Source organism: Bartonella sp. AP57NXGY, from assembly GCF_042195805.1.
Classification (GTDB): domain Bacteria; phylum Pseudomonadota; class Alphaproteobacteria; order Rhizobiales; family Rhizobiaceae; genus Bartonella.
This window is the reverse complement of record NZ_JBHIOZ010000300.1, coordinates 1-1,290: the sequence shown is the minus strand read 5'-3', so window position 1 is coordinate 1,290 and position 1,290 is coordinate 1. Positions and strand designations below refer to the sequence as shown.

At 39.6% G+C, this 1,290-nt stretch carries 1 protein-coding gene and 2 tRNA genes; 2 read left to right on the top strand and 1 reads right to left on the bottom strand.

From position 1 onward, the window contains the following. Positions 1-117: 117 nt before the first annotated feature. A tRNA-Asn gene (locus ACFIL8_RS10465) sits at positions 118-192 on the bottom strand. A 184-nt stretch (positions 193-376) separates the two neighbouring features. On the opposite strand from ACFIL8_RS10465, the gene ACFIL8_RS10460 reads away from it, so the two are divergent. After that, positions 377-450 (top strand) — tRNA-Cys (locus ACFIL8_RS10460). Positions 451-670: 220 nt separating this feature from the next. Beyond that, the coding region (locus ACFIL8_RS10455; RefSeq protein ID WP_375689713.1) for a protein-L-isoaspartate O-methyltransferase at positions 671-1,290 on the top strand (620 nt) is incomplete at its 3' end.

The window sequence follows — 1,290 nt, the reverse complement described above, 5'->3', positions numbered from 1 at the left end:
GTAGGATATTGCGTTTCTACTTTATTGCAAAAATCCTATTCCATTACTTTTATTAACGAATCCCTCATGTCTAAAAACTTTAGAAAAAACAATAAACTACGTGGAATAAAAGAAAAGTGGCTCCCCGGGCCGGATTCGAACCAGCGACCAACCGGTTAACAGCCGGTTGCTCTACCGCTGAGCTACCGGGGAATGGTGCCCAATCATCTCGTTGAAAAGGCTATAGCAAAGCAATACTGATTTGCAAAGGATAAAATTACTTTTTTTAAAAAAATATGATAAATTGTGTAATAAGAGGAAAAAAGGCGAGAGAATATTTCTACACCTTGACGGATGCGTTGCCTTCCCTTATTGAAACCTTTATGTTTGTTGACGAGGCCTCGTGGCGGAATGGTTACGCAGAGGACTGCAAATCCTTGTATCCCGGTTCGATTCCGGGCGAGGCCTCCAGCCGATTTTAAACGAAACGGCTTTTAAGGGAGATGAGGTATAGGAAAATAGATTATTTCCCTCTATTCTTGTGAAGACACTTTTGTATGAGAGATTATACAGTTAAAATCTAATTGTTGACTGTAGTATCCTTTTTTGTAACGCCCATAGTTTAAGAGATCTTTATCCCTTATTGTCGCTGTTTTGTTTGTTTTTTGTAGGTTAGGAGAAAATATTCGTTATGGTTGCAGATTTTGCTGAGCTTCGTCGCAAAATGGTTGACAATCAAATTCGTACAGTCGATGTAACGGATTTATCAGTTCTTGAAGCCTTTTTAACGGTATCTCGTGAAGATTTTGTATCGGAAGATATGAAAGTGTTAAGTTATCTTGATACTGATATTGTTCTATGTCCAGAGCAAGATGGGGTTCCTGCACGCTATTTGATGAAACCTGCGTCTCTAGCGAAATTACTACAGCTTGCCGCTGTAAAATCATCAGATGTTGTTTTAGATATTGGTGCAAATAGTGGTTATTGTGCAGCGTTGCTTGCAAAACTTGCAGGGTCTGTGATTGCGCTGGAAAGTGATAAATCTCTCTTTGAACGTGCTCTTGAAGCTTTAGAACGGAATCAATGTGATAATGTGGTTGTCGTTCATGGTCCATTAGAGAAAGGATATGCCGTTGAGGGACCTTATGACGTGATTTTCATTGAGGGATCTGTTGATTTTATTCCTCAAGGTATCTTTGATCAAATGAAAGACTGTGGACGTCTTGTTGTGGTTGAAGGGCATGGAAATGCTGCTGTTGCACAAATCTATATAAAAGAAGATGGGATCATCTCGGCTCGTCGTGCTTTTAA